Origin of the sequence: Sphingobium baderi (assembly GCF_001456115.1) — a bacterium.
Lineage (GTDB): Bacteria > Pseudomonadota > Alphaproteobacteria > Sphingomonadales > Sphingomonadaceae > Sphingobium > Sphingobium baderi_A.
Genome location: NZ_CP013264.1, coordinates 1,044,765 through 1,066,413, shown reverse-complemented (window position 1 = coordinate 1,066,413; position 21,649 = coordinate 1,044,765). Strand labels below are relative to the sequence as shown.

Below are 21,649 nucleotides of genomic sequence, written 5' to 3'. Positions count from 1 at the left end.
ACCATGGGTTCGATGCTGGACTGCATCTCGCGCGCGCTGATCATTGCGCCGCATCCAGACGACGAGGTGCTGGGATGCGGCGGCACGATGATGCGGCTGGCGCAGCAAGGCACACAGGTGCATGTCGCCATCGTGACCAAGGCGGGCACGAACCGTTTTGGTCCCGACGTCGCCCGCATCGGACGGAGCGAGGCCCACGAGGCTCATGCCCTGCTACAGGTCGCGCGCACGCATTTCATCGACCTCCCCGCCGCCGAACTTGACCGCGTGGCCCATGCGGACATGAATGCCGCGCTGGGCGCGCTGGTGACGGAAGTGGCACCCGACACGCTGTTCGTGCCTTTCATCGGCGACGTGCATCTGGATCACCAATTGACATTCCTGTCGGCGATGGTCGCCGCCCGCCCCCGAGGCGGAAAAGGGCCACAGCGGATCTACTGCTATGAAACATTGTCGGAAACGAACTGGTATGCGCCGGGCATCACGCCCGCTTTCGTACCCAATGTCTATGTCGATATAAGCGACGCTCTGGAAGCCAAGGTTCAGGCATTCAACTGCTATCGGTCGCAAGTGAAGCAGGCGCCTGACGAAAGATCACCGGAAGTGATCAGGGCATTGGCGTGTTTCCGGGGCGCTACCGTTCATCGCCCAGCCGCCGAAACCTTCATGCTGATTCGCCAGATCGAATGAGATTTATGGGCATGGCATTAACCTAGATTGATAAACGGATCGAAAGGATTGCCGAATCCGTTCTTTCTACCACTTATTTGCTATAGCCAAATGCCTACTCTGCGCGCACATTGACCGCCCTAAAGAGCTAACTCCTGCTTGAAAAGAATTGGGTCGCACCGGTCTTGGATCGCACATAATGATCCATGAAACCCAAGTCCTGACGAAAGGGAGATACAATGATTCAAAGTATCAAAGTGGTTCTTCTGAGTAAGAATGGGATACTCCGGGAGGGACTCAATCACATATTACTGGATCACGGGTTTACAGTAACCTGCGCGGTAAGTGACCCCTGCCAGATAAAATCAACCCTATCAGATGACGAAATAAACGACATTGTAATGATTGATGATGGTCATGCGGGCGAAGGGATAGCCTTTTGCGAGCAGGTCAAGATGATGTATCCTCACGCCAAGATCGTCCTGCTCGCCGATCATTTCGACTTCGACACAGTCGTTCAGGCATTTCGCTGGGGTGTCGATGGCTATATGATCAAGGAAATATCGACGGAACCGCTGGTTGGCGCGTTGCGACTGGTCGCATCGGGCGAAAAAGTTCTGCCTTCGGAAATGGCCACCAGCCTGGGGGAACGCCCCTATCCGATGGGATGGTCGGTCAATCTTTCGGACGTCAATCTCTCGGACCGGGAAGTGGAGGTTCTTCAGCTCCTCATTTCCGGCGCCGCCAACAAGGTCATCGGCCGCCGCCTTGGCATATGCGAGGCCACTGTGAAGGTGCATGTGAAAGCCGCGTTGCGGAAGCTGCGCGTATCCAATCGCACACAGGCCGCGATCTGGGCGGTGCAACGCGGACTGGTCGCCTATGATGACGACAAGATGTTGTCCATGCCCCGTGACACTTCTCAAGCCATTGCTCGCGCCGCTCCGCCTCTGCCGCGCATCGCGGCTTGTGCCTGAAAATCAGGCCAGGCGGTAATTTTCAGCGTCACTGGGGGAATCTCCCAAGATGGACGACGAAACGCGTGTGCAATCCGCCAACCATATCGGAAGCCGGAAGCGGGGCCGGCTTCAGCTATGGAAAGATGCCACGCTCCTGCGACGTTTCATTAATATCGGACATCTGCTTTCGGGCAACGGCGTCAACGGCGCGATCGCCCTTGTCGGCGTTGCGCTAACGGCGCGATCGCTGGGGCCGATCGAATATGGTATCCTGGCCCTTGTCATCAGCTATGTCCGCGTTTTCGACCGCCTGATGCGGTTTGAAAGCTGGCAGCCCCTCATCAAATATGCCGCGCAGGTGGCAAAGGACGGTCAGGAACGGCTGACGCATTTGCGGGCGCTGTTCGCATTCGGGCTGTGGCTGGATGTTGGAGCCTGTCTGGCCGCCGCGCTGCTGGCCAGTCTGGTCGCGATCCTCTTCGCGCCCCTCCTCGGCATGAATCACACCCATGTCCTGCTGGTGTGCATCAACGCCGTCACATTGCTGTTCAATATTAGCGGGATGCCGACCGCCGTGCTGCGTCTGGCCGGACGTTTCCGAACCATCGCCTATGTGCAGGTGACCGGCAGCATCGTCCGCATCCTATTGTGCGCCATCGGATTGTGGATGCATGGCGGACTGATCTTCTTCATCTGCGCCTGGACGATCAGCCAGATCGTCAGCTCGCTGCTTTTCCTTGCCCTCAGCCTGTTCGAATTGAAGCGGCAGGGCGTGATTGCGCTGCATCGTATGCCGATGCGCGGAATAACGCAGCGTTTTCCCGGCATCATGGGCTTTGCATGGTCGTCCAGCCTGTCAACCAGCATCCGCACAAGCTCAATGGAGCTAGACGTGCTGATTGTCGGCGCGCTTTCAGACCCACGTTCCGCCGGACTTTACTTCGTGGCGAAGCAGGTGGCGAAGGTGGTGCAGCAGGTCTGCGCCCAGGTGCAGGCGGTGCTCTATCCCGATGTAGCGCGACTATGGGCGGAAGGAGCAAGGAGCCTGTTCCGCCGCGCCATAGTGCAGGTGCAGATCATTCTCGATGTCTTCGCGCTCGGCGCCATCGCCGTGCTGGTGATGGGCGGACGGTGGCTGATCGAACTGACCGTCGGCCATGCCTTCGCCGAAACCTATCCTTTGCTGCTCGTCCAGATGGTGGCGCTGGCTTTCACCATGCACGCCGCGCCCCTGCGTTCCGCACTGCTGGCCATGGGCGAGCAACGGTCCGTTCTCCACATCGTCCTGTGGTCGACCCTTGTCTTTCAGGTCATTGCGCTGCTGCTCGTGCCGCGCATCGGGGCGATGGGCGCGAATGTGGCGCATGTCGTGCTGGCGGTCAGCAGCGCGATCGCGATGGAACGGACGTTACGCCGCCGCTTCGGCCGCGCCGTTTCCGACGAACGCCCCGCCGCTTCGGCCTGAACAGAATGTCAGGCAGCGCGGGGCCGGCGGATCTTTTCCTTCAGCTTGTCGAGGAAGCTGGCCTGGATCAGTTCGTCGTCGCGTTCATAATAAGCACCCGCGCGATTGAAATACTGCACCAGATCACCATAGTGCCCGCGCGCATGGCGAGGATAGTCGACCGCATTCAGCACGACACCATCCACCGGAGAACGTAGCGCCACCAGGCTGTCGGCCGCCTCCTCCACGGTGGTATGGCCCCAGCGCACCACGAGCAGGTTCACATCCGCGAAACAGGCCATGTTGGACGCGTCGCGCACCGCCAGAACGGGGGGCGCATCGATCACGACCAGATCCATGCGCGCGCGCAGATCCTCGAACAGGGAAGCAAGCTGGGACGAGGAAATAACGGTACTGGGATCGCGCGTCTGTTCATGGGACGCAAAGACCGTGAGGGCATTTTGCGTCGGACTGGAAGCCTGGGTGAGCAGTCCGCGCACGCGCGATTCACCCTGCAGATAAGCGATGAGGTCGATGGTCTCATGCTCGTCATTCGCAGCGGGCGCGCGTTGCCACAGGTCCAATTCCACGACGGCCGCCCGGCTACCCGCCGCGATGGCGGCCGCGCCCAGACTATAGGCGACCGAGGTTTTGCCATCCCCTGGCAGCGGCGACGTGACCAGCACCACCTGTGCGCCATTGCCCCGGCGTTGCCGCATCACTTCGGTCAGCATCATCCTGGCGGATTCGACGAACAGGGAGCTTGGCCGTTCGGCTATGAGTTTTGCCGCCGTGTCCTTTTCCACGCCGGATCGCAGCATCGGGATCATGGCAAAGCTTTCCAGACCGAACAGCCGCCAGATTTGCTCCGCACTGCGTAGCCGCCTGTCGGTCAGTTCCAGCACGAACGCGCAGCCAAAGGCCAATATGGTCGATCCCATCAATGCGGCCATCATAGTCTTGCGCGGGGTCGGGCTGATCGGGTTTTGGGGAATGGGCGCGGTCGATTGCAGAACCAGGCCGGTTCCCGACACCAGCGCCGCCCCCAATTGCTTGAGACGCCCGGACAACCCCAGATAGAGGCCGCGTTGGGTTTCCGCGGCGCGCTCCAGTTCAGCGAGCTTAACGCCCGCCTCATTATTCTGATAGGCCTTGGTGGTAAGCGCGGCCAGATTGCTCTGAAGCACCGATTCACGGGCCGCCGCGCCCTGCGCGTCGCTGCGCGCGAGCGTGCTTTCATGAGAGGCTTCGATCGCCGCGTCGGCGGCTGCCCGTTGCCGGACCCGCAGCCGTTCAGCCTCCATCGTGCGCTTCACCTCGTCGATCTGTGCCAGCACATTGGCAAGGGCGGGATGGCCCGATCCGTAAAAGCCGGACAGTTCCGCCTTGCGCTGCATCAGATCGGCATAGCGCTGTTGTTGCGCGGACAGCAGGGGAGAGGTGGCGCTTTCCGGCCCCGGTCGCATCGCGGCCGCGGCACTGACGCCAGCCGCCTTTGCCGCGGCTGCGGCGCGCGCACTGGCGGCGGACACTGTTTCGGCCGCCAACTGGGTGATGCCGGCCAGCGCGTTCGTGCTGTCGCCTCCACCCAGCATGCGATGCTCATTGCGATAGTCCGCAACGGCCTGTTCCGCGTGACGCAGTTCCTCGCCTGCCTTGTTCGTCCGCTCTGCCAGCGCCGCGACGATGCCTTCCTGTCTCTGCAGACGATCCACCATGCTGTTCATCTGACGCACATGCACATAGCGGTTGGCGATCATGGCGGCGAATTTGGGATGGGGCGACCGGACGGTCACGGTGATGAGCTGGGTATGGGGAATCCGCTGGACGGTCACCATCGACAGAAGCTGTTCCGCGGCATTGTCTATGCGGAACTGGGACGCACGGGCGGTGCGTCCCTTGCTCATCTTCCGGCCGGAAAAGGCAGGATTGTCGAGCAGTTCCAGATCCCGGACCATGGCGGCCGCCAGATCATGCGACGACAAGGCGCGGATTTCCGTTTCGATCTGCATTTCGCTTTCCGCGCTCTGCTGGACGCGGTCGCTGCCGTCGGCCGCGACCGGAACGTCCATCCGCAGCGTGGCTTTCGCTTCATATATGGGCGTTTGCGTGAAGACGATAAGCGCCGTGGACGCCAGCACGACCGCGACGATGCCCAATATCAGGATGCGTCTTCGGCGGAAGACATTGGCGATTTGCTCCAGCCCCATAAGCGGTCCGCCAGAGGGTATACGTGCGCCCGGATGGACATCGGGCGAAGGCAAGGCAAGCGTCATGTCTGCTCTGGAGTTCACGATGGTCTATCCCTGGTCTGACGGATGGGGCGCAATGATTGCGGTGCATATTGTGGGCCGGGACAGGAGCGGCTTCAAAAGCAATTGGGGCCGACGTCCGGGCGCATAGGGGCTACGTCCTTGGCATTATGATGCTGCATGCAAAGGGACATATGCTGCGGGGTGGAGGACGCGGGCGGCCGCTGCCGCTCTTTGCGGCTCTCGGCAAACTGTCTGTCATTCGGGGTAATGCCGAAGTCTGCTCACGACGAACCGATGCGTGGGCTAGTCTTTTGGCACCATCAATCCAGAGCGGTCCTGATATATCAAGATGCCAATCCAGCCACCAGACGCTGTTTCCCGACGACGTTCGTCATGAACGGCGCGCTTCACATTTCCATTTGGGGTCGCAACGAAATCGACAGTTTCGGTTTGCGTCATATCCTGATGGAGGCGGATTTCGTTATCGAGCGCGTTCTGTCCGGCCATGTGGAAACGCATTTCCCGGACTGGAGGGACGGCCCCGATCAGATGGTCCTTATCGACAGTCCCTCCGTGCCCCCCATCCTGCCCCGTTGCGGCGCGCTGCGAGCCGCTTTGCCGACCGCGCGCATTGTCCTGTTGTGCGATGCTTGTGACATCGACACTGCAAAGCAGGCATTTGCCATTGGCATAGACGGCCTGCTGTCCACCCATATGGCGGCGGAACCTTTATTGTGCGCGGTCCGGCTGATCGCGACAGGGATGAAGGTCATGCCCTCCGAAATCATCCAGCATCTGGCCGCTGACGCCCCGCCATCGACTCTTCAGGACATGCATGCCCGCGACGCGAGGCCCGACCTGTCCGAACGGGAAATCCAGATTCTCCATTGCCTTGCCGCAGGGGAAGCCAACAAGGATATCGCAAGCAGGCTGGCCGTGGCGGAAGCGACGGTGAAAGCGCATGTCAAGGCCATCCTGCGTAAGCTTCAAGTCGACAACCGTACGCAGGCGGCGATCTGGGCCATCAATCAGGGCAAGCTTCCCGAACGCGAGGAGTCCTCCGCGCCAACACCCGATTAGCCGAAGCATGGCATTGCCGCAGAACTGCCGTCATGGCGGAATTAGGCGATCCGTAGATCCATCCTCAAACGCCCTCAGTGATAGGCCTGCATATAGCCACCATCGACAACGATATACTGACCGGTAATATAGCCCGCATCCTGAGAACACAGGAAAGCGACCAGCGCACCCACTTCTGAGAACGGCGGAGCAATATTCGACCACGGTAGCGGCGGGATAGTCCTGCTGCGGGCGGCGTAAAAGTCGTCCACCTTGAAGCCTTTCTGCCGAGTCAGGGAGGTGTGGGGATCTACAGCGTGGAACTTTATCTTCAGGTCCGTCTGGCTTGCGCGGATGGCATGAGCCAACGGGCGGCGGCGAAGCGTTTCAATGTGTCGCGCGAAACGGTACGCAAGATGCTGTCGTTTTCATCGCCGCCGGGTTACCGGCGCCAGTCCGTACCGCAGCGCCCGAAGCTGGACGGGTTTGTGGCGATCATTGATGGATGGCTTGAGGGTGACCGCAGTGTCCCGCGCAAGCAACGCCATACGGCGAAGCGGGTATTCGACCGTTTGCGCACCGAGCATGGTTTCACCGGCGGCTATACGATCATCAAGGATTACATCCGGGAGCGCGAACAGCGCAGCCGGGAGATGTTCGTGCCGCTGGCGCACCCTGCGGGAGATGCGCAGGCCGATTTCGGGGAAGCGCTGGTGGAGATCGGCGGGGTGGAGCAGAAGGCCTACTTCTTCGCGCTCGATCTGCCGCACAGTGATGCCTGCTATGTGCGGGCCTATCCGGCGGCGGTGGCGGAGGCCTGGGTGGACGGACACGTGCATGCCTTCGCGTTTTTCGGCGCGGTACCGCGCTCGATCGTCTATGACAACGATCGCTGCCTTGTGACGAAGATCCTGCCCGACGGCACGCGGCAGCGTGCCACGCTGTTCAGCGCTTTCCTGTCACATTACGTGATCCGCGACCGCTATGCTCGCCCGGGCAAGGGGAACGAGAAAGGCAATGTGGAGGGGCTGGTAGGCTATTGCCGGCGCAACTTCATGGTGCCGATCCCGAAGTTCCCGACCTGGGAGGCGTTCAACCTGTGGCTGGAGGAGCAATGCCGCAAGCGCCAGCAGGACAAGGTGCGCGGGCAGAGCGAGACGATCGGTGAGCGGCTGCAGCGCGATCTCGCGGCCATGCAGCCTCTGCCCGCTACACCCTTCGAGGCCTGCGATCAGAAAGGCGGGCGGGTCTCCTCGCAATCCCTGGTGCGCTACAGGACCAACGATTATTCGGTTCCGGTGGCCTGGGGCCATCAGGAGGTCTGGATCAGGGCCTATGTCGATGAGGTGGTGATCGGCTGCCGCAGCGAAGTCATCGCCCGTCATCCTCGTTGCTATGCCCGCGAGGAGGTTGTCTTCGACCCGCTCCATTATCTCCCGCTGATCGAGCAGAAGATCAACGCATTCGACCAGGCTGCGCCTTTGCAGGGCTGGGACCTGCCCGAAGCGTTCACGACACTGCAGCGGTTGATGGAAGGGCGCATGCACAAACATGGCAGGCGCGAATATGTGCAGGTACTGCGCCTGCTGGAAACGTTCACCCTCGCCGATCTCCAGGCGGCGGTCGAACAGGCCATCGATCTTGGCGCCATCGGCTTCGATGCCGTCAAGCACCTCGTCCTGTGCCGGATCGAACGCGTACCGCCCAGGCTGGACCTGGACGTCTATCCCTTCCTGCCACGCACCACGGTCGAGAAGACCTTTGCCAGAGCCTATCTGAGCCTGCTCTCCGACCGGCAGGAGGCCGCATGAGCGATCAGGCCCCGGAGATCCTTCTCGCTCACCATCTCAAGGCGCTCAAGCTGCCTACGTGCCTGCGTGAGCATCACAAGCTCGCGCGGCAATGTGCCGCTGAAGGCGTCGATCATATCCGCTTCCTCGCCCGCCTCGTCGAGATGGAAATGATCGACAGGGAGCGTCGCATGGTCGAGCGGCGCATCAAGGCCGCGCGCTTCCCCGCCGTCAAAAGCCTCGACAGCTTCGACTTCGCCGCCATCCCCAGGCTCAACAAGATGCAGGTGCTCGAGATGGCGCGCTGCGAGTGGATCGAGCGGCGTGAGAACGCCATCGCTCTGGGGCCATCAGGCACCGGAAAGACGCACGTAGCGTTGGGGCTCGGACTGGCAGCATGCCAGAAAGGACTGTCGGTGGGCTTCACCACCGCGGCAGCGCTGGTCAGCGAAATGATGGAGGCCCGCGACGAGCGCCGTCTTCTGCGCTTCCAGAAGCAGATGGCCGGATACAAGCTGCTCATCATCGACGAACTGGGCTTTGTGCCGCTCTCCAAGACCGGCGCCGAACTGTTGTTCGAGCTGATCTCCCAGCGTTACGAACGCGGCTCCACCTTCATCACCAGCAACCTGCCCTTCGACGAATGGACCGAAACCTTCGGATCTGAGCGTCTCACAGGCGCGCTCCTCGATCGCCTGACCCATCACGTCAGCATCCTCGAGATGAACGGCGAAAGCTATCGCCTCGCGCACAGCCGGGCCCGCAAGGCCAAAACCAGACCCTGAAAATTACACCAATGCCGGGGGGAGTGGCCCTCGGGCTACGCCCTCACGCCACTCCCCCCGGCATGTAACACGATGGCCTGGTTTTACGCCGCCGAATGGCCGACTTTTGCTCCGCCGTTGACAGCGCCTATTACGAATATATCTGCAAACGGGCCGGGATCGCTGTCGAGTATTGCGCCGAGCAGTTCGAGAATGACGGAAGCCCGGTCTCCACAATCGTCAAAGGCGTCAAACGCGCCATGGCTGGGGAGTACAGCCGCGAACTATCCACCAAGGTGTTCGCAGGCCAGGGGCGCCTGATCGAGAAAGGCTACCGGCAGGGAGGCCCCGCAGGCTTTGGGCTTCGTCGAACTCTGATCGACGAACATGGGAACGTCAAAGCCGCTCTTGCTCGCGGCGAACACAAAAGCATCCAGACGGATCGGGTGATCCTCACACCCGGCCCGGACGAGGAAGTCGCAATCGTTCGCGATGTATATCGCGCCTTCGTCCACGACAAGCGAGGTGAGCAGGACATAGCTGATGACCTCAACCGTCGCGGCATTCCAACGGACCTTGGTCGCACCTGGACGCGAGGAACGATCCACCAATTGCTGATCAATGAGAAATACGTCGGCGACAATGTCTGGAACCGGCGCTCCTTCAAGCTGAAGAAAAAGCGTGTCCGCAACGATCCCGACATGTGGATCCGGGCCCAAGGGGTCTTCGAGGCGATTATCGAAAGGGATATTTTCGAGGCAGCCCGGGCGATCATCAATGCGCGCTCCTTCCGCCTTTCCGATGATGAGATGCTCTTGACCCTTCGCGAGCTTTACGAACGCGAGGGGCTGCTCTCCGGAATCATCATCGACGAATGTGACGGAATGCCGTCGAGCAGTGCCTTCAGTTCCCGGTTCGGTAGCCTCTTGCGCGCCTACAGCCTGGTCGGATTCAGGCCAGATCGCGATTATCGCTATGTCGAGATCAACCGCTTCCTGCGCAATCTCCATCCCGACGTTCTCGATGAGGTGCTCGACGGCTTTCGGGGCATGGGCAGCAAAATCCAGCAAGAGGACGAAACCGATCGCATCATCGTCAATGACGAATTCAGCGTCAGCCTGGTCATCGTCCGCTGCACCTCGACACCCACCGGTTTGCTCCGGTGGAAACTGCGTTTTGACACATCCCTCGGCACCGACATCACCATCGTGGTGCGGATGGATTCCGCGAACCGTGCGCCTTTGGATTATTATCTGTTTCCCAGGATCGATATCGCTTCCGACCGCGTGAGGCTTGCCGAAGAGAACGGCCTGTCCCTCGATGCCTACCGGTTCGAAAGCCTCGACTATCTCTACGAGATCGCAGCCCCAGTCAGCATTGCGGAGGCCGCCTGATGATCACATCACTTCCCCAGAACATCGAGATGATACCGATTTCCAAGATCACCGTGCTGAACCCGCGAGCACGAAACAAGCGGCAGCACCGGGAAATCGTGAACAACATCGAGGCCATCGGACTCAAACGCCCCATAACGGTCAGCCGTCGAACCGGTCCGGGAGGCCCGCGCTATGATCTGGTTTGCGGCGAAGGTCGCCTCGATGCCTTTCAGATGCTTGGGCAGACGGAAATCCCGGCTGTGGTTATCGAAGCGCCGGAGAGTGATTGTCTGGTCATGAGCCTGGTGGAGAACATTGCTCGCCCGGTGCAGCGTCCCATCGACGTCATGAAGGAAGTGGGCGCCCTACGTTCACGAGGGCATAATGAAACAGAAATCGCCCAAAAGATCGGCGTCAGTTCCTCTTGGGTCAGCCTGGTGCTGTCGTTGCTGGAGCGCGGTGAGGAACGCCTGCTCGCAGCCGTCGAGACAGGCCTGATCCCGATCACGCTCGCCATGGAGATCGCCCGCTCCGAAGCCGATGATGCGCAGGATGTGCTCCTGGACGCGTATGATAAAGGGAATCTTCGCGGAAAGAAGCTCGCTGCGATGCGCCGGCTTCTCGACTTGCGGGCCCGTAATCGAAACAAAGGACTACCCCGAGGTCGGCTTGGGCAGAAGGGCGGCAATCGGCGCCTGACCGCCAACGACCTGATGGAAATTTATCAGCGCGAGGCAGAGAAGCAGCGCCTGCTCGTCAAGAAGTCGGATTATGCTCAGACGCAGCTGCTTTTCATCGTTGAAGCGATGAAGGACCTTCTTGCCGATGATGGGTTCAGCACACTGCTGCGGGCGGAAAGACTCGAGAAGATGCCGCGAGCCCTGCAATCACGGATGGCCGGTCATGTCGATGAGTGACTGGCCCACGCGCACCGAAGGAGACGGTGCCGCCGTTGCCAACGGGCGAGTGGCGCTTGCATTCGACCGGGAATGCGTGACGGTCCCCATCGAAGCCATCGTGCCGCTCAAAAAGCTCCGCGAAGGGGTTCATCAAAGCAGGAAGTATGCGCAGATCGTCAGCTCTATAAAAGCGGTCGGCCTGGTGGAAGCTCCGGTGGTCATCCCCGATCCGCAGAACTCCGGAAGCTATTTTCTTCTCGACGGCCATTTGCGTATCGAGGTGCTCAAGGAACTCGGCGTTCCCACGGTCGAATGTCTGATCGGGCGAGACGAGGAAACCTATACCTACAACAAGCGGATCAACCGCCTGCCGCCCGTTCAGGAGCATCGGATGATCGCCCGCGCGATGGAGCGCGGCGTGCCTCAGGAAAGGATAGCTGAGGCATTGGGGATCGAGGTCCAATCGGTTCGCAAAAAGTTTCGACTGCTCGACGGCATTTGCAGCGAAGTCGTGGAAACCTTGAAGGACACCAATTGCTCCATGAAGGTGTTCGACGTGCTGCGGCGCATGTCCACACTGCGGCAGATAGAGGCTGCCGATCTGATGATCGGACAGAATAATTTCACGGTCATGTTCGCCCGGGCTGTGCTCGCTGCAACACCAGAAGACCAGTTAGCCAAACCACCTCCGAGAAAGAACGGCGCCACGCCAAATCCCAACCGGCAGCAGATAGCCCGCATGGAACGGGAACTGGCGGTTCTGCAAACCCGCATAAAGTCGGTCGAAGACAGCTACGGTATCGACAATCTGCATCTGACGCTTGCCCGCGGATATCTCGCGAAGCTGCTTGGCAACGCTGCCATCGTTCGCTGGCTGTCGCATCATCGACAGGAATATCTCGCTGAGTTCCAGCGGGTAGCCGAAATCGATACCCTCGCTGGAGCATCCGAACCGGCCTGACGAGTTGATGGGGACCCGGACCCGATAAGCGCGGGGACCATGGGAGACGCCGCACAGTGGGGCGGATCGAGCATGGCGGTGGGGATGGCGGCGAACCCGCACGGAGCCCACTAGGCTGGCCGCTATCAGGTCCAGCTGCGTGCGGAAGCATTACGGCTTCCGCGTCTTGGACCGGTGTGCCGGCTTGGCCAACCGGCACACCGGTAAACACTGCCGATCGAAGCCCCATCTTTTATCACGGGTGTCTTTGGCCATCCCGCCAGTTCCCGTGCAGCCGGTTCTTCGCCCAAAATTAAGCGGCGAGGCTCGCCTCAGCATGTCAGTGCTGACGGCCACGTCGATACTCGCAGTTTTGCAAGATTGTAATGGGTCTGGTGCCTAGCCCAAGCAGGCTATGCGCAACCCATTCAGGGCTGGTTCCGGGCAGGGTCGCGCTCACTCAGCGGCGGCCCACCGCAAGATGCTGCTTAATCGATGCTACGACACAGCGGCAACTAGAAAGCGGGGTTTCAAGGCCTTTCCGCCCATGTCCGCAGTATCCCTCGCCTTCGATGCCAGAGCCGGGCGCTCGTTGCCGAACAACGAGAATACTTCGCCCGACGCGCGATCATGCACTGGAGCGCGGGACCCTCCATCCTTAATGGGATCTCACCGCGCTCCGGGCGATGGTCAAAAGCGGTAGGCAGCGCCAACAAGAACCTGATGGCGGTCGAATTTGTTCGAGCCTTCACCAAGGTCGGCATATCGGTATTCGAGGCGCGCGGAAACATGATCGGTGATCATCCTTTCCGCGCCGCCGCCGACCATCCATCCGTCCCGATTGTCGGACGATGATATCCGTGTCGAGTTGGTTGAGGTCGTCGTGCGAACGCGGGTGTTGCTATAGCCGCCCCGAACATAGATCAGAGTCTTCGGGGTCACGAGATAGCCAGCGCGCGCAGTCAGATCGAACGCATATCGGGGATCGACCCGGAGCGCGCCTGCACTGCCTGCCACTCCAAAATCATCGGAAGCAGCGACGTTGAATTCGGCCTGCGCACCCAGGACGATGCGCGGCGCCACTTCATAATCATAGGCCAGGAACGCCCCGCCGACGAACGCATCCTTCGACTGGTCGACGCCGGGGAGCTCCTTGCCGCCTGCCGGAAGGCGCACATCGGTCCTGTTCCACCCCGCCTGGACGCCGACAGATGGTCCGTTGAAATCCTGCGCGGATGCATGGACCGACCAGCCAGCCAGGGCAGCGGCAATGATAAGACGGGTTTTCATTACAATCTCCAAAGTCATCGGATCACGGCAACAGCTGCGCGTGCCGGGCGGAGTGTCGGGCCTGGGGCCACTTGCCGGGATTGTACGATCGACAGAGACGCACCAGCGCTTCGCCATGCCGGACATGATCTTCGGCATAGCGGCCGGCTGACGAACCGCATGCCCGGCGCCCCGACATGCGCTTCAGTCTTGGGGGTTCCTCGCGAAGCCCCATGGTCACGCAACCCTGAGGCCCGCCGACTGCATATGTTCGCACAGGTGATCCGGATCCTTGGCAGAATGGCCGGGCCGGGCCCGACGCGCCACTTTGCCCTCAGCTCACTGAGGGATATCCTATGAAACCCAAGCATCAATCCACGGCCTGGAGCCAGGCGTCCGCTCTCTTGTGCCCGACGGTGGCCGCCATCGCCGCGGGCGGGGGCATCTTTGCCTCGTTCGGCGATGTGCCGCTGTCCTTGGTGCTGGGATGCGTCGCCTTCATCGCCCTGACGCCGCTGACGGCCGCCACCAGCCACAGGGACGCCGCGCGCAGGCGCCACGACAGGTGAACGCCCGGCGTATCGCGCTGGACAGCGTGATCATGATCGCGACCATCGCCATGCGGCTTTCACCCCTCGAACGCGATCTTCTGGCCGCCAGCCTGATGACGCTGCACCAGCGATTCTGGCCCCGCGACATGCCGGACAATGAGGATCGGCCGGGCTCCTGAACGCTGTCCGGGGCCGGCGGTGGCGCGGCTCCCATCCGGCGGCCCCCTCTCTCGCCTCGCCCCGTGCATCGCTATTCCAAGGCATAGCGATGCATAGCGATTGGCATATCACGGCTAGCCTCCCGCACGGTAGCGGCGGCGCGCGCCGTTCGCGATCCTCGATCCTGCCTCCAGGCCCGGCAGAAGCGGCCCCGCGGGGCACGGCACTCTCAAACGCCGCTCACCGAGGAGATAATCGCATGACACAGCATATCGTTATTATAGGAGCCGGATTTGCCGGCCTCATGGCCGCGCTTTCAGCAGCGCGCCTCCGCGATGAAAAGGGCGTGTCGCCCGAAGATCTGAAGATCACCGTCATTGCGCCCGAACCGGCCCTGATCGTCCGGCCGCGCCTCTACGAACCGGAGCCCGGGACGATGGTGGCGCCGCTGGACGAGCTGTTCGCGGCCACGGACATCGGCTTCCATGAAGGCTGGGTCGACACGCTCGATGTGGAACGCGGCATGGTGACGGTGACCGGGGCGGACGGGATGCCCGCCAGGCTGTTCTACGATCGGCTGATCGTCGCGGCGGGAAGCCACGGCTTCCAGCCGCCCATTCCGGGGCTTTCGGAATTCGGGCACAGCGTCACGGATCGGGCCGGCGCGGTAAAGCTCGACGAGCATCTGCACGGGCTTGCAGGAAAGTCCGCTTCGGCAGCGCGCAACACGGTCGTGGTCGGCGGCGGCGGCTTCACCGGCATAGAGGTGGCGACCGAAATGCCGGCCCGGCTGCGGGAGATTCTCGGGCTGGGCGAGGCGGTCCGCGTCGTCATCGTCGAGAGGGGGTCGGTCGTCGCCCCGGACATGGGAGCAGAATCTCGCCCCTATATCGAGGCGCGGCTGCGCGACCTGGGCATCGAGACGATGCTCGGCTCGGGGATTGCCCGGCTCGATGACGGCAGCGTCACGCTCGAAAATGGCGAACGGATCGAAACGGGGACCGTGATCTGGTCGGCGGGCATGCGCGCCTCGCCGCTGACCGCCCAGTTGCCGGCCGATCGCGACAATCTCGGGCGAATTCTCGTCGAGCCCGACCTGCGCGTGCCCGGCTGTCCGCGTATTTTCGCCACGGGTGATACCGCGAAGGCGGCGACCGACGACAAAGGCAATTTCTCGCTCATGTCGTGCCAGCACGCGCGACGCCTCGGCTCGTTCGCCGGCCATAATGCCGCGGCCGACCTGCTCGGTGAACCCACGCTACCCTATGATCAGCCCGCCTATGTCGTGTGTCTCGATCTCGGCCCCGACACGGCCATCTTCACGCGCGGCTGGTCCCCCCGCACCGTCGAGCTGACCGGCGCCGACGCGAAGAAGGTCAAGATGGATGTCAACGCGGTGTGGATCTACCCGCCGGCGGCAGATCGGCAAACTGCGTTCCAGAATGCCCTTGAGGCTCGGACGATCGACTTCTGAGGACGCGCGGCCGGTCGGATGGAAGCGTCCGACCGGTGCGCTGCCATGCATCCAAGCTCGAGCCTCATGCGAGTTTGCGTCTTTTCCGGATCGAACCAGGGTTGTTCTGCGGATCACGGGGTCGCAGCCAGCGGTCTTAGGCGAGTTACTATTGAACAGGAGATTGTGCATGCCCTCTTTTCAGCAGCCGCTCGAGACTGGCCTCGGACCTTTCACCACCGCTGAAGAGGTCGCCAATGGCCTAGACCTTTCGGGAAAGACCGCCGTCGTGACCGGCGGCGCCTCCAATCTCGGCCGGGAAACGGTCAGGCTCCTCTCCTCCAGAGGCGCGCGCGTGGTCGTGCCTGCACGCGAACCGCATGCGGCGTGCGAGACTCTTTCCGGTCTCGAGAATGTCGAGCTGTTGCCGATGGACCTGCTCGATTCCGCATCGATCGCCGGGCTCGCCGCGCATGTCATAGACAGTACGCCATCGCTCGATCTGCTGATTCTCAGTGCCGGCGTGATGGCAAGCCCGCTGTTTCGCGACGCGGAGGGTCATGAGGGTCAGTTCGCCACGAACCATCTCGGCCATTTCCGGCTGACGGCGGCGCTGTGGCCAGCACTGCTGCGGGCGGCAGGCGCACGGGTTGTCGTTCTCTCTTCGCGTGCACATCAACTCGGTGGGCTCGACCTGTCCGACCTCGATTTCAGGCGCCGCGTCTATGACAAATGGCTTGCTTATGGTCAGGCGAAAACGGCCAATGTCCTCTTCTCCGTCGCGCTCGATGCGCGGGGTGCTGCGCATGATGTTCGGGCTTTCTCGGTCCATCCCGGCTCCATCCTCGGCCCGCTCGCGCGGCATCTCACACGCGAGGAGATCGCGCAGTTCGGAGCCGTGGATGCAGACGGCTCCGCCATTGTCGATCCCGGCCGCGATCTCAAAAGCCCGCAGCAAGGCGCCGCGACGACGATATGGTGCGCCACGTCGCCCGCCCTGGACGGCATCGGCGGGGTCTATTGCGAGGATTGCGACATTGCGGCTGTCGTTCCGGACGGTCAGCTCGGTGGGCCCGGCGTACGCCCGTTCGCCATCGATCGTGCGATGGCGGAAGCGCTCTGGACCGAGAGCGTCCGGCTGACCGGCTGCGATGTCCCGTGAGCCGTCCGGTCGCCCCGTGCCCGCGCATCCTCAGGATCGTCCCGCCATCCGGTCGGCGTCGACGATCGCGCGGGCAAAGGCGTCCGGCGCTTCCTGCGGGAGGTTATGGCCTATGCCGCCTTCAACAAGCCGGTGCTCATAGGCCGGGGTGAAGCGCGCCCGATAGTCACTGGCGCGCGGATGGGGTGCGCCATTCGCATCCCCCTCCAACGTCACGGCGGGGATCGTCACGGCAGGAAAGGATGCGAGCCGCTCTTCCATCGCGGCGTAGCGTGCCTCGCCCTCCGCCAGGCCCAGTCGCCAGCGATAATTGTGGATCGTGATCGAAACATGATCGGGATTGTCGAGCGCGGCGGCCGAGCGCAGGAACGTCGGCTCGTCGAAGGTCCAGCGGGGAGAGGCGGTTTTCCATATCAGCCGCGCGAAATCATGCGTGTGCAACGCATATCCCTGGCGCCCGCGCTCCGTCGCGAAATAATATTGATACCACCAGCTCCGCTCCGCTTCGGGCGCAAGCGGTGTTGCGCCCGCGGCCTGGCTGCCGATGAGATAGCCGCTCACCGAGACGAGCGCGCGGACCTGTGCGGGATAGAGGACGGCGAGAATGCACGCCGTTCGGGCGCCCCAGTCACAGCCGCCGACGATGGGACGTTCGAGACCCAGCGCCTCGATGAGCTCGATCGCATCGCTTGCCAGCGCGGCCTGCTGGCCGTTGCGAAGAGAAGCTTCGGAGAGGAAGCGGGTCGGGCCGAAACCGCGCAGATAGGGAATGATCACCCGGAAGCCCGCAGCTGCAAGCAACGGCGCGGCGTCGGCATAGCTGTGAATGTCGTAGGGCCAGCCATGAAGCAGCAGGACGGGTCGGCCGTCCGCTGGCCCTGCTTCGGCATAAGCAATGTCGAGCACGCTCGTGCGCACCCGCTTGAGCAGACCGAAACTGGAGGATGGCGTCGGTATGTACCCGCTCGCCGGTTCGGCGCGCGCCGTTGCCGCGGACGTTGCGAGACAGGCCGCCCCGCCGAGCGCAGACAGGAGGAAGCCGCGCCGTTCCAGCCGCGCACCGTCCGGGCCGATCGACAACTGCGCCCGAGATCCGTGTTCGGACGCACGCACCGGGATCGGCGAGGTTGAAGGGAAGATGTCCCGCCACGAGTCTTGCCGGTGACCATCGCCAGCCATGCCCATCTCGCTCTCCTTCCGTTTCTGTCGCGGCGGTTGCGCCTTGCCGGGACGAACGGGCTTGTCCGTCCCGGCGCCGGACGTCAGCTGCGAATGAAGGCCAGCATATCCGCATTGATCACGTCGGCGTGGGTTGCCGCCATGCCGTGTGGATAGCCGTCATAGGCCTTGAGCACACCGTTCGCGAGGAGCTTGACGGACAAGGGGGCGGAATCTGCAAACGGCACGACCTGATCGTCTTTGCCATGCATGACGAGCGTGGGCACCTTGATCGCTTTCAGGTCTTCGGTGAAATCCGTCTCCGAAAACGCCTTGATGCAGTCATAATGGGCCTTGGCGCTGCCCACCATGCCCTGACGCCACCAGTTCTGGATAAGCCCCTGGCTGATCTTCGCGCCCTCGCGGTTGAAGCCGTAGAACGGCCCGGAGGCGACATCGAGGTAGAATTGGGAACGGTCCTCGGCGAGCGCCTTGCGGAATCCGTCGAACACCTCGATCGGTAGACCGCCCGGATTGCTCTCCTTCCTGACCATCACCGGCGGCACCGCGCCGACGAGAATGAGCTTTGCGAGCGAACCGGGTGTGGCGCGCGCAGCATAATGCGCCGCTTCGCCGCCGCCGGTCGAATGGCCGATATGCACGGCGTCCTTGAGATCGAGCGCGACGATCAGTGCGGCAACGTCCGCGGCATAAGTATCCATCTCGTTGCCGCCGTCGGTCTGGGTCGAGCGACCGTGGCCACGGCGATCATGGGCAATGACCCGATAGCCCTGCGAGAGAAAAAACAGCAGCTGGTTATCCCACTCGTCAGCGGTGAGCGGCCAGCCATGATGGAAGACGAGCGGTTGCGCGTCGCGAGGACCCCAGTCCTTGTAGAAGATCTGGGCTCCGTCATTTGCGGAAATAAAATTCATCGGATGAACTCCTTGATTTGCGCCAGGGTGAGATGCGCCGAGGCTTGCAACCGGCCAGGTCAGACCCGCGAACACAGCAGTGCCGCCGGCGACGCAGAAGTCCCGGCGATCGATCATGAAATCCTTGAGTGGCGGCATTTTGCGCTCCTCTGCACGACGCCAACTCCGTATCGGTTTGAATTCGGTGGAGCGGCCCCTGTCGAGATAACGAAAACCGGTGATTTCACGATCATACGGGAGGCGCGCCAGCGCTATGCTAAAGGCGGGTATTTCCCGGCCAACAGGTCAGGGCGCGCCGGCAGTCCGCTCAGGAAATCTGTCATCACCACCTTTTCCCGGCATGACCATGTTCGAATGGACTGCTCTCCCTACCACCCAAGTGAAATCGCAGGTCTGCGTCCGGGCCAGGTCTTCCTGCATCGACGGCAAGGAGACGAACGAGATTGCGGCAAATCCAACCTGCCTGCGTCCACCCCACCTCTTCTGTGATCGGGCGCTCATCGTTTTCACCTATCCACCGCGGCTGATGCCTGTCGGGTTACCGGGGCTTCCCCGACCGGCAGCGAAAAGATGAAAGTCGCGCCGTTCGGTTCATTGTTTTCGACCCACAATCGCCCACCGTGCGCTTCGACGATGGATCGGCAAATGGCGAGGCCTATTCCCATGCCGTGCGGCTTGGTCGTGTAAAATGGTTCGAACATCCTGTTGGGCAATTCGACGCCGGGGCCGCTGTCACTAATCCACGTCTTGACGACATCGTCAACGCGACGCACGCCCAGCCGAAGTACTCGGTGTGTTGCTATAACGTCCATCGCTTCCATTCCGTTACGCATGAGGTTGATCAAAACCTGTTGGATCTGGACGCGATCGAAGGCGAGAGTAGGAATATTGTTCGCAATGTCGATCTCTACGCAAACATGCCGTCGCGCTGCTTCGTCCGCCAAAAGTTCGCGCGTCTCGGCAATGACTCCATCCAGCGAATGGATAGTTCGAGTCTCCGTCGATTGACTGAACAGCGCGCGGGTGCGGCTGACGATGTCGGCCGCAGCGTTGGCGTTTCGGATGATACGCTCGGCGGTGATTTTCGCGCGTTCGATGTTTGCCGGCTGGGCCGAAAGCCAGCGATGGCAGGCATGGGAATTCGCCACGATTGCCGCTAGGGGCTGGTTTACCTCATGGGCAATCGAGGCCGAGAGTTCTGCAAGGCTCGCCGCCTGGCTTGCGCGGGCAAGACGCTCCTGTGCGAGCTGCAATTCCTGCTGGGCCCTGACTTCAGGGTCGATATCGAGGCAGATAACGTTCCACTGTACGATCGCGCCTCTGGCATCGCGCATGGGCGCGGCACGTGTTTCAACCCAGCGATATTCACCATTTGAACGTTTCAGGCGGTGCCTCCGGGCATAGAGCGCGCCAGTCGTCAGCGAATGGCCATAATTTGCCTTGACGCCTGCCAGATCGTCGGGATGGACGCTGGCTTCGAGCGTGCCGTTCAGGCGGGACTTCGCCGACGAGTCCAGATGCTCGAAATCATAGCCGAGATACTCGCTCATCTGCTGACTGCGATAGATGGGCTCCCCGTCCGGGGTCGAACAATCGATCATGGCCGGCAGTGTTTCGACCAATTGGTGGAGCATGCGCTCCCTTTCGCGCAAGACCTCCTGGGCGCGCATTTCACCTTCAATATCTATGGAAGCGACATACCATTGCACAATCGTGCCATCGGAAGCGCGCATCGGTTCGGCACTTGCCGCCATCCAGCGATACACACCATCGGCACGACGCATCCGCCATTTCATGGACAGGATATCGCCGCTTGCCAGCGATCGTTCAAATGCGCCGGCCACTCCGGCAGCGTCATCCGGATGAATGACGGCCTCGATGAAGGCTGTGAGTCGGCTTGTGTCCGGCTTGTTCACTCCGGCCACGTCCAATCCCAGGAAATCGATCAGTCGACGATTGAAAAACTCCGGCACGCCTTCCGGCGTGACCCGCCACAAATAGCTCGGGATCATATCGACGAGCTGGGACAACTCGCGTTTCTGGTCATGTAAAGCCTCTTCGGCTCGCTTTCGTTCGGTCAGATCGAGAATGTAGGCAACGCCCTGCCTGGACTGCCCGTCGAAGCAGGCGCCCCCGATCAGCACCGGCACACGGCTACCATCCTTGCGAAAGAACGCCTTCTCGCGGGGTTCCATCTTTCCCGTAGCGGCAAGCTCTTCAGCTTCCTCGCGCCCATGAACTTCCTGCCATTCGGGTGGCGTCATATCGAACCACCGCAGTCCGGCCTTCACATCCTCCCGATCGTACTGCACCATACGGAGGAACGCGTCATTTGCGTCGATGAGGGTTCCATCCAGATCCCAGATGACAATGCCGATAATATCGGAGTCTACGAGCCGGCGTATTCTGGCTTCACGTTCCGCAATGTCATGGCAGAGCCTGACCTGGTCATCGATGTCGATCGTGGTCCCGAACCATTCGGTGATGGTCCCCTGATCGTCCCGGAATGGCCGGCCCGAATTGCGGAACCAGCGATAGCTGCCGTCCGCACGCCGTAGTCGATGTTCCGTATCATAATGATCGCCGGTCCGCAGGCAATGTCGCCATCTCGCAGCGACGCGCTCATAGTCGTCCGGGTGAATGAGCTGTCGCCATCCAAATTCGTCATCGGCGTCGGACGTATTGAGATCCTCGCCGGTAACGCCAAGGAAGCTCAACGTATTGGGCGTGACATATGTGAACTGCCCGGCGGGATTGGCGGACCATCCAAAGCCCGGCATAGTTTCCAGGATACGCAGCTTTCGCTC

At 61.6% G+C, this 21,649-nt stretch carries 19 protein-coding genes; 13 read left to right on the top strand and 6 right to left on the bottom strand.

The genetic code is table 11. The features are described from left to right. Positions 1–3: 3 nt before the first annotated feature. The 3 genes from ATN00_RS05315 (at position 4) to ATN00_RS05305 (ending at position 3,093) form a co-directional block, all read left to right on the top strand. Complete coding sequence (locus tag ATN00_RS05315) at positions 4–690, top strand: PIG-L deacetylase family protein (protein WP_062062975.1); 687 nt, start codon at positions 4–6, stop codon at positions 688–690. Between the two features lie 434 nt (positions 691–1,124). Then, positions 1,125–1,646, top strand: a complete 522-nt coding sequence (locus ATN00_RS05310; protein WP_197413672.1) for a LuxR C-terminal-related transcriptional regulator — start codon at positions 1,125–1,127, stop codon at positions 1,644–1,646. Positions 1,647–1,695: 49 nt separating this feature from the next. Further along, positions 1,696–3,093: a lipopolysaccharide biosynthesis protein gene (locus tag ATN00_RS05305; protein ID WP_062062969.1), complete on the top strand. Its 1,398-nt coding sequence runs from the start codon at positions 1,696–1,698 to the stop codon at positions 3,091–3,093. 8 nt (positions 3,094–3,101) lie between these two features. Here the strand turns inward: ATN00_RS05305 and ATN00_RS05300 are convergent, their stop codons facing one another. Next, complete coding sequence (locus ATN00_RS05300; protein ID WP_156415224.1) at positions 3,102–5,366, bottom strand: GumC family protein; 2,265 nt, start codon at positions 5,364–5,366, stop codon at positions 3,102–3,104. Between the two features lie 354 nt (positions 5,367–5,720). On the opposite strand from ATN00_RS05300, the gene ATN00_RS05295 reads away from it, so the two are divergent. Beyond that, positions 5,721–6,407, top strand: a complete 687-nt coding sequence (locus ATN00_RS05295) for a response regulator transcription factor (RefSeq protein ID WP_062062965.1) — start codon at positions 5,721–5,723, stop codon at positions 6,405–6,407. A 74-nt stretch (positions 6,408–6,481) separates the two neighbouring features. On the opposite strand, the gene ATN00_RS23880 is transcribed toward ATN00_RS05295, so the two are convergent. Then, positions 6,482–6,658 (bottom strand): SDR family oxidoreductase, encoded by a 177-nt coding sequence (locus ATN00_RS23880; RefSeq protein WP_231746390.1) that lies wholly within the window; start codon positions 6,656–6,658, stop codon positions 6,482–6,484. 45 nt (positions 6,659–6,703) lie between these two features. Between ATN00_RS23880 and istA the strand changes: the two genes are divergently transcribed. The 5 genes from istA (at position 6,704) to ATN00_RS05270 (ending at position 12,176) form a co-directional block, all read left to right on the top strand. After that, positions 6,704–8,197: an IS21 family transposase gene (gene istA, locus ATN00_RS05290; RefSeq protein ID WP_011950768.1), complete on the top strand. Its 1,494-nt coding sequence runs from the start codon at positions 6,704–6,706 to the stop codon at positions 8,195–8,197. Next, a complete protein-coding gene (gene istB, locus ATN00_RS05285) occupies positions 8,194–8,961 on the top strand; it encodes an IS21-like element ISSsp5 family helper ATPase IstB (protein WP_007686288.1) in 768 nt (255 codons plus the stop codon). The genes istA and istB overlap by 4 nt, the downstream gene beginning before the upstream one ends. A 95-nt stretch (positions 8,962–9,056) precedes the next feature. Beyond that, entirely contained in the window at positions 9,057–10,334 is a 1,278-nt protein-coding gene (locus ATN00_RS05280; RefSeq protein WP_231746389.1) for a recombinase family protein, read from the top strand. Continuing rightward, positions 10,334–11,233 carry a plasmid partitioning protein RepB C-terminal domain-containing protein gene (locus ATN00_RS05275; protein ID WP_062062963.1) on the top strand — a complete coding sequence of 300 codons (900 nt, stop codon included), beginning with the start codon at positions 10,334–10,336 and terminating at the stop codon, positions 11,231–11,233. Before ATN00_RS05280 ends, ATN00_RS05275 begins: the two co-directional genes overlap by 1 nt. Continuing rightward, positions 11,142–12,176, top strand: coding sequence for a plasmid partitioning protein RepB C-terminal domain-containing protein (locus ATN00_RS05270; RefSeq protein WP_231746457.1), 1,035 nt, complete (start codon positions 11,142–11,144; stop codon positions 12,174–12,176). The genes ATN00_RS05275 and ATN00_RS05270 overlap by 92 nt, the downstream gene beginning before the upstream one ends. Before the next feature lie 669 nt (positions 12,177–12,845). On the opposite strand, the gene ATN00_RS05265 is transcribed toward ATN00_RS05270, so the two are convergent. Then, on the bottom strand, positions 12,846–13,445 hold the full coding sequence (locus ATN00_RS05265; protein WP_062062960.1) for an outer membrane protein: 600 nt from the start codon (positions 13,443–13,445) through the stop codon (positions 12,846–12,848). Positions 13,446–13,780: 335 nt separating this feature from the next. Here ATN00_RS05265 and ATN00_RS05260 point away from each other — a divergent pair, with 335 nt between their 5' ends. From ATN00_RS05260 to ATN00_RS05250, 4 genes are all read left to right on the top strand, one after another. Then, a complete protein-coding gene (locus tag ATN00_RS05260; protein ID WP_062062958.1) occupies positions 13,781–13,993 on the top strand; it encodes a hypothetical protein in 213 nt (70 codons plus the stop codon). After that, a complete protein-coding gene (locus ATN00_RS23330) occupies positions 13,990–14,154 on the top strand; it encodes a hypothetical protein (RefSeq protein ID WP_156415223.1) in 165 nt (54 codons plus the stop codon). Before ATN00_RS05260 ends, ATN00_RS23330 begins: the two co-directional genes overlap by 4 nt. Positions 14,155–14,393: 239 nt before the next feature. After that, positions 14,394–15,608 (top strand): NAD(P)/FAD-dependent oxidoreductase, encoded by a 1,215-nt coding sequence (locus ATN00_RS05255; protein ID WP_062062955.1) that lies wholly within the window; start codon positions 14,394–14,396, stop codon positions 15,606–15,608. A gap of 169 nt (positions 15,609–15,777) precedes the next feature. Continuing rightward, a complete protein-coding gene (locus tag ATN00_RS05250) occupies positions 15,778–16,749 on the top strand; it encodes an SDR family NAD(P)-dependent oxidoreductase (RefSeq protein WP_062062952.1) in 972 nt (323 codons plus the stop codon). 30 nt (positions 16,750–16,779) lie between these two features. Here the strand turns inward: ATN00_RS05250 and ATN00_RS05245 are convergent, their stop codons facing one another. The 3 genes from ATN00_RS05245 to ATN00_RS05235 all read right to left on the bottom strand — a co-directional run bounded on the left by ATN00_RS05245 (position 16,780) and on the right by ATN00_RS05235 (position 21,622). Continuing rightward, on the bottom strand, positions 16,780–17,928 hold the full coding sequence (locus tag ATN00_RS05245; RefSeq protein WP_082635294.1) for an alpha/beta fold hydrolase: 1,149 nt from the start codon (positions 17,926–17,928) through the stop codon (positions 16,780–16,782). Between the two features lie 83 nt (positions 17,929–18,011). After that, entirely contained in the window at positions 18,012–18,842 is an 831-nt protein-coding gene (locus ATN00_RS05240) for an alpha/beta fold hydrolase (RefSeq protein ID WP_062068424.1), read from the bottom strand. A 506-nt stretch (positions 18,843–19,348) separates the two neighbouring features. Then, positions 19,349–21,622: a PAS domain-containing sensor histidine kinase gene (locus tag ATN00_RS05235; protein ID WP_231746455.1), complete on the bottom strand. Its 2,274-nt coding sequence runs from the start codon at positions 21,620–21,622 to the stop codon at positions 19,349–19,351. Between the last annotated feature and the right edge of the window lie 27 nt (positions 21,623–21,649).